The sequence below is a fragment of the Actinomadura sp. NPDC049753 genome, from assembly GCF_040674655.1.
GTDB lineage: Bacteria > Actinomycetota > Actinomycetes > Streptosporangiales > Streptosporangiaceae > Spirillospora > Spirillospora verrucosospora.
In genome coordinates this window covers 26,720-33,715 of record NZ_JBFARL010000083.1, presented here as the reverse complement: position 1 = coordinate 33,715, position 6,996 = coordinate 26,720, and the positions used below count along the sequence as shown (strand labels likewise).

Here is a 6,996-nt window from a genome sequence, read left to right as displayed (position 1 = left end):
CGCCGTGCAGGAAGACGAACACCGGCCGCAGCCCCTCGCCGGTGCCCCACACGTCGAGCCGCTCCCCGCTCGCCTCGTCGTAGACGATCCCCGGGAGGGCCGTGCTGCTCGCGCCGGCGCTGGCCGGCGGAGTGTGGCTGCTGCGGCGGCTGCACCCCGTCCGCTCCCCGCCGCTCGGCTACGCGCTGATCGCGGTGGCGTGGGGCGGGCTGGCCGCGTTCGGGACCGCGCTGCCCGCCAACGCCGCGTTCCAGGCGATCGTCGGGAAGACCGCCGGGCCGGGGTTCAACGCGGCCTGGGGCGCGTCGATCGCCGCGCCGGTGGACGAGGAGATCCTGAAGCTGCTCGGCGTCGCGACGCTGGCGCTGATGGCGCCGGCCGCGGTCCGCGGGCCTCTCGACGGGTGGGGCTACGGAGCGCTGTCGGGGCTGGGCTTCCAGTTCGCGGAGAACTTCCTGTACGTCCTGAACACGATCGTCCTCACGGGCGCCACGCACGACGCCAACGCGGCGTTCTTCTCGTTCGGCACCCGGGTGGTGTGCGGGGCGTGGTGGAGCCACTGGGCGATGACGGCGGTCGGCGGGGCGGGCCTGGGCTGCCTGATCGGGCGCGCCTCCAAGACGCACCTCACCGCCGCGGCGGGCGCGTTCGTCCTGGCGATGGCGCTGCACTCCTGGTGGGACGCCCCGGTCCTGTCCGGGCTGGTGCTGATGCCCGTGAAGGGCGCGCCGATCCTGCTGGCGGCGGTCGTCGCCTACCGCCTGGCCAGGCGCCGCTACCTCTCGCACTTCCGGCGCACGGTGCACGCCGAGACGCGGGGCGGCGTCCTCATGCCGGGCGAGGGCCACGTGCTCGCGTTCCGCAAGTGGCGCAGGAAGGAGCAGTGGGGCGTGCCGGCCGGGGAGACACGCCGGCTGCTCGAACGGCTCCGGGCCGCCGAGCTCGCCCTCATCGAGGACGGCCTCGGCGGCCTGGAACCGGACCCGCTGGCCGCCGAGCGGCTGCGCACCGACATCCGCGCCCTGCGGGGCGACCTCAAGGCGTCGGGCGCGAACGTGCGCGTGGCGTAGCGGCGAGGACGCAGACGCAGACGACCGCGCAGACGGCCGCGGCGACGAGCAGCGCGTAGGCCGGATCGCGGGAGCCGTTCCCCGCTCCGACCGGCGCGAACGCCCCCATGATCGCGACACCGAGGGTGGCGCCGAGCTGCCGGACGGCGTTCAGCAGGCCGCCCGCCGCGCCCGCCGCGCCCTCGGGGGCCGCGGCGACGACCATCGTCGCGAGGGCGGGCAGCGCGAACGACACGCCGAACCCGGTGCACAGCAGGCCCGCGACGAGCGGCGGATAGGACGCGCCGCCCGGCAGCACGGCGCCGAACAGCACTCCTCCGGCGGTCAGCAGGCCCAGGCCCGCCAGCACGGGGCGGCGCGGCCCCGTCCGCGCGACGATGCGCCCGGTGAGCAGCGGGTTGAACGCGAACGGCAGGGTCATCGGCAGGAACGCCAGGCCGGTCTGGAACGGCGTCAGCCCGAGGCTCTGCCGGAACACCAGCGGCAGCACGAACAGCACTCCGGTCATGACGAAGTTGACCGCCGCGCCGGCGGCCAGCGCGGCCCGGCCGCGGACCGGCGCGGTGATCGCGCAGATCCGGATCAGGCGGATGGGCCTGAAGATGGGCGTCCGGCAGGGCGTCAGCGAGGCGGTGCTGCGTCGCGGCGTCGGGCACTACCCGGGGACGGCGCTCCCCGGGCAGGAGGGCAACGCCGTCCTGCTCGGCCACCGGACGACCTGGCGTGCCCCGTTCTTCCAGCTCGACAGGCTGCGGCGCGGCGACCGGATCGTCCTGCGGGTGGGCCGCAGGTCGTACGTCTACCGGGTGCGGACCAGTCGCGTCGTCGACCCGCGGAACCGGCTGGCGCTGGAGCCGGTGCCGTTCAAGCGGGCCAGCGCGCCCCACGGCAGGTACCTCACGCTCGTCACCTGCACGCCCAAGGGCTCGGACCGGCGCCGCCTCGTCGTCGTCGGCAGGATCGACTCCGGGCGCTGACCCGCGCCCCCGCGGCGGGACGCTGGGACGGCGCGTGCGGCTCGCGCCGCTCAGCGCCCGCCGTAGAGGGCGATCAGCCCGTCGTAGTCGCCCTTGCCGAGCGTGGCGGGCCCGTTGTCGCAGGACGCGAGGGACGGCGTCATCGTGAGCATGCGGTGCTCGGCGCCCTCGACGTGGGAGAGGCCGAAGACGTGGCCCGCCTCGTGCGCCGCGACCGCCTCGGCGGAGTAGCTCCCGGACGGGCACGTCCCGCCGGTCCACCACCGCTTGCCCTGCGCCTGCACGGCCATGTCCGTCTCGACCGTCGTCGGGCCGGAGAACCACGTGCAGGTCGCCGCGAGGACGGGGGCCTCGGCGCTCGGCATCGCCAGCCAGCCGAACGTGTTGACCCGGTCCCGGGTCCCGCAGGCGGCCGAGCTCGTCACGTTCGGGGGCCGGCTGCTCTGGCCCGCGTAGCGCTCGGTCACGTCCGGCGAAGGAGTGAAGCGCCCCGAGCCCGTGCAGTCGGTGCGGGCCTCGGGGACGGCGGCCACGCCTCTGGCGATGGGATCCCTCGGCAGCCCGGCCGTGCCGGCGTAGTAGTTCCACCGGACGGCGGCGCCCTTCGGCCACTTGCTGGACTGGGGACGGTACGCGCCGTCCTGGCACGCCTGCGCCGGCGCCCGGAACTGGCGCGGCCTGCCCTGCGGCACGCGGTCGCCGTGCGTTCCGATCGTGATCTCACCCGCCCGGGAGTTCACCCCGATGTGCAGCTCGGCGGCGCCGTCGGTGCGCAGCGCGTACGCGATCAGGGAGGACCCGTCGGACGGGACGGTCGCCGTGAGGCCGTTCGCGCCGCGCACCGTCCGGCCGCGCAGGTCGCAGTCGGCGATCTTGATCTTCTGCGGCATCGCGCGGGCGGTGAGCGTCCCGCCGGGCTTGCACCAGGCGGGCGGGCGCCGGACCGCGGCGGCCCCGGCCCCCGTGAACGCCGTGCACGCCAGGGCGGCCGCCACCGCTGCCGCCACCGTCGCCGTCAGTGGGACCGCCAGTGGGGCAGGCCCCGCCCATGGCCGCCGGCCCGCCCGAGAAAAGTCGCGCATATCGGTTCTCCGATGTGTGGGAACGTCCCTCGCAGTCTTCGCGCGGAGCGGGGCCGGGAAAACCGCGCCCGGATAAAATGATCACCATCTTGACAAAGGTGCCATTCGCGAATGAGTTGCTTGTGGGTATATGTCGGAAAAGGTGCGTACGGGGCTGCGGGTCGGTCGCCGTAAATATGCAGTAAATCGTTCCCTATAGTTCTGCAAACGCGTTTATGGCGACCGTGTCGGGAAAAGCAGCAGGTAACGCGGCAACTCGGGATCAACTGAACACCGCTACCGATTGGCGGGCTCCACCTCCCCCCGGCCCCCCGCCGTCCGGAAGCGTTCACGGAAGCGGAGGTGCTCAAGTGCAGACGCAGACACAGGTGCGGGAGCTCATGGGGATGAGCGTGACCGACACCCATGGGACGAAGGTCGGCACGGTCAAGCAGGTCTACCTCAACGACGACTCCGGTTCACCGGAGTGGGTGACCGTGCACACCGGCTGGTTCGGAATGCGTGAGAGCTTCGTCCCGCTGTCCGGCGCCCGCAAGGCCGAGGACGCCCTGCAGGTCCCGTACGACAAGGAGACCATCAAGGGAGCCCCGAACGTCGACGCCGACGAGCACCTGTCGCATGCGCAGATCGTGGACCTGTACAGGCACTACGGAGTGCGTCCCCCGGGCGGCCGCCGCACGGGCGGGGAGACGGGTACGGGCACACCCGAGAAGACGGCCGAGACCGCGGGAACGGCGGGAACGACGGGCACCACCGAGCCGGGCGAGACCGCCGGCACCCGGAGCGCCGCCGAGAGCAGGGGCACCACCGGAACGGCCGGAACCACCGAGGCCGCCGGGACGACGGGGACCACGGGCGCCGCGGGGATGGCCGTCCATCCCGAGCGCGGCAGGCGCGGCTCGGCGGGCGAGCGGGCCAGCGGGCGCGCCATGCCGCCCCAGTCGGCGCGCGAGGGCGCCGAGGCGCCGATGACCGAGATCACCCGCTCGGAGGAGCAGTTGCGGATCGGCACCGAGCGGCACGAGGCGGGCCGCGTCCGGGTGCGCAAGTGGATCGAGACCGAGACGATCGAGCAGACGATCCCGGTCTCGCACGAGGAGATCCGGATCGACCGCGAGCCCATCGCCGGCGGCCGCCCGGACCCGAAGGTGACGATCTCCGAGGACGACCAGGAGATCATCCTCTACGAGGAGCGCCCGGTCATCTCCAAGGAGACCGTGCCGGTCGAGCGCGTCCGGCTCCGCACCGAGCAGGTGCAGGACGAGCAGACCGTCCGCGGCGAGCTCCGCAAGGAGCGCATCGAGGTCACGCGCGACGACGGCGCCCGCGGCCCCCGCCAGGAGGAGCGCGGAAAGGGAGGCCGGCCCTCCGCATGACCGCCTTCCGCGTGACCTGACACCGACCACCCCGGATGGCGGAGCGTCCCGCCGGTCGATACTCACCCGCCGGCCGGCGGGGCACCCGCTCCGGCGCTTTCGCGGCGGCGGCTCTCCGAACGGACGCCCGTTGGCCAGGTGTGGCCGACGGGGCCGGAGTTGCGGCACGTTCCGGCGGATGCGCGCGTCCCGGACGCACAGCGGCCGGACGGATGGGCATGTGCGCCCTCCACCTGTCCGGCCTGCTTTGTTCGGCTCATGATTCAACTTGTGAACTTAGTTCCCGTCAAGCCCTCTTCCATGTTTTCCACAAGGCCGCGGCCGGGCCGGTGAAGATCCGTTGACAGCCGCCCGGCGGCGGGGGAGGTTCCAGATGACGTCGCCGGCGCAGGGGTCACGGCCGTCCGGGCGAGCCGTGACCCCGGCGTCCGGCCGTGCGCGGTCCGCCGGGCCGCGCGGCGTCCTTCGGAGCGACCCAGGAGGGACGAGTTGCCACACTCCCGCAGACGTGCCATCGCCACCCGGATCGGGCGATCACTGGTCGCGCTCGCGACCGTCGCCGCCCTTCCGTCGGCCCTGGCGGCGCGGCCCGCCATGGCCGACGCCCCCCGGCAGGCCCCGTACCTGAACCCGCGGCTGCCCGTGGCGGACCGGGTGAAGGACCTGCTCGGCCGCATGACCCTGGAAGAGAAGATCGGCCAGATGGCGCAGGCCGAGCGCGGCGCGATCGACGGCGACCGCGACCAGATCACGAAGCTGGCCCTCGGGTCGGTGCTGTCCGGCGGCGGATCGACGCCCGCCGACAACACCCCCGCGGGCTGGGCGGACATGGTCGACGCCTACCAGTCCAAGGCCCTGGCGACCCGCCTGAAGATCCCGCTCCTGTACGGGGTCGACTCGGTGCACGGCCACAACAACCTCGTCGGCGCCACCGTCTTCCCCCACAACATCGCGATGGGCGCGACCCGCGACCCCGGCCTCGTCCGCCGGGAGGAGCAGATCACGGCGATCGAGACGAAGGCGACCGGGCCCCAGTGGGTGTTCGCCCCCTGCGTCTGCGTCACCCGCGACCTGCGGTGGGGACGCGCCTACGAGAGCTTCGGCGAGGACCCGCGCCTGGTGATCCAGATGGAGACCGGCCTGGAGGGCTTCGAAGGGCGGCGCGAGAGCGACCTCGCCACGAACCGCCACGTCCTGGCGACGGCCAAGCACTTCGCCGGTGACGGCGACACGGTGTTCGGCTCGTCCACCAGCGGCACGTACACGATCGACCAGGGCGTCACCGTCACCGACCGCGAGCACTTCGCGGCGGTCGACCTCGCCCCCTACGTCGTCGCGGTCAAGAAGTACGGCGTCGGCAGCATCATGCCGTCGTTCTCCAGCGTGGACTGGAAGGAGGACGGCGTCGGTGATCCGGTCAAGATGAGCGCGCACAAGGAGCTGCTGACCGACGTCCTGAAGAAGAAGATCGGGTTCGACGGCTTCCTCATCAGCGACTGGGAGGCCATCCACCAGATCCCGGGCGACTACGCCACGCAGGTCCGCACGTCGGTGAACGCCGGCATGGACATGTTCATGGAGCCCTACAGCACGCCGCAGTTCGTCCAGACGCTGCTGGCGGAGGTGCGGGCGGGCCGCGTGCCGACGTCGCGGATCGACGACGCGGTGAGCCGCATCCTGAAGGCGAAGTTCGAGCTCGGCCTGTTCGAGCACCCGTACACCGACCGCGCCAACGCCGGGACGATCGGGTCGCCCGAGCACCGCGCGGTCGCCCGTGAGGCCGTCGCCAAGTCGCAGGTCCTGCTGAAGAACTCCGGGAACGCGCTGCCGCTGCGCAAGGACCAGCGCATCTACGTGGCCGGCGCCAACGCCGACGACATCGGCAACCAGGCCGGCGGCTGGACGGTCACCTGGCAGGGCTCGTCCGGCGCCATCATCCCGGGCACGACGATCCTGGACGGCATCAGGCAGAACTCGGCCCATGTCACCTACAGCCGGGACGCGTCGGCGCCGACCGCCGGCAACGACGTCGGGATCGTCGTGGTCGGCGAGAAGCCGTACGCGGAGGGCGTCGGCGACGTCGGCAACGGCCACACGCTGAACCTGTCCGACGCCGACCGCGCCGCGGTCGACAAGGTCTGCTCCGCGATCAGAACCTGCGTCGTCCTGGACGTCGCGGGGCGCCCGCAGATCGTCACCGACCAGCTGGCGAAGACGGACGCGTTCGTCATGTCCTGGCTGCCCGGCAGCGAGGGCGCGGGCGTCGCGGACGTCCTGTTCGGCAGGCGCCCGTTCACCGGCAGGCTTCCGGTGACCTGGCCGCGCAGCGAGGCCCAGGAGCCGATCAACGTCGGCGACCGCGACTACCGGCCGCTGTTCCCCTACGGCTACGGCCTGAAGACCCGCGTCCGCCACTGAACGGCTTCGACACTGACCGGCGTCCGGCGCCGGGGCCGGCCGCCCTCGGGTGGCCGGCCCCGCTGGTCATGGC

General features: G+C 73.0%; 6 protein-coding genes. 4 read left to right on the top strand and 2 right to left on the bottom strand.

The features are described from left to right. The first annotated feature begins 101 nt into the window (after positions 1-101). Positions 102-1,070, top strand: a complete 969-nt coding sequence (locus tag AB0K37_RS21855) for a PrsW family intramembrane metalloprotease (RefSeq protein ID WP_363983874.1) — start codon at positions 102-104, stop codon at positions 1,068-1,070. Here the strand turns inward: AB0K37_RS21855 and AB0K37_RS21850 are convergent. After that, entirely contained in the window at positions 1,036-1,578 is a 543-nt protein-coding gene (locus tag AB0K37_RS21850) for an MFS transporter (RefSeq protein ID WP_363983872.1), read from the bottom strand. The genes AB0K37_RS21855 and AB0K37_RS21850 overlap by 35 nt on opposite strands. On the opposite strand from AB0K37_RS21850, the gene AB0K37_RS21845 reads away from it, so the two are divergent. Further along, positions 1,577-2,047 carry a class E sortase gene (locus AB0K37_RS21845; protein WP_363983870.1) on the top strand — a complete coding sequence of 157 codons (471 nt, stop codon included), beginning with the start codon at positions 1,577-1,579 and terminating at the stop codon, positions 2,045-2,047. The genes AB0K37_RS21850 and AB0K37_RS21845 overlap by 2 nt on opposite strands. A 50-nt stretch (positions 2,048-2,097) precedes the next feature. On the opposite strand, the gene AB0K37_RS21840 is transcribed toward AB0K37_RS21845, so the two are convergent. Then, positions 2,098-3,054 carry a matrixin family metalloprotease gene (locus AB0K37_RS21840; protein ID WP_363983868.1) on the bottom strand — a complete coding sequence of 319 codons (957 nt, stop codon included), beginning with the start codon at positions 3,052-3,054 and terminating at the stop codon, positions 2,098-2,100. A gap of 425 nt (positions 3,055-3,479) precedes the next feature. Between AB0K37_RS21840 and AB0K37_RS21835 the strand changes: the two genes are divergently transcribed. Both AB0K37_RS21835 and AB0K37_RS21830 read left to right on the top strand, forming a co-directional pair. Next, positions 3,480-4,505, top strand: coding sequence for a PRC and DUF2382 domain-containing protein (locus AB0K37_RS21835; protein ID WP_363983866.1), 1,026 nt, complete (start codon positions 3,480-3,482; stop codon positions 4,503-4,505). Between the two features lie 489 nt (positions 4,506-4,994). Continuing rightward, positions 4,995-6,923, top strand: coding sequence for a glycoside hydrolase family 3 N-terminal domain-containing protein (locus AB0K37_RS21830; RefSeq protein ID WP_363983864.1), 1,929 nt, complete (start codon positions 4,995-4,997; stop codon positions 6,921-6,923). Positions 6,924-6,996: the final 73 nt, after the last annotated feature.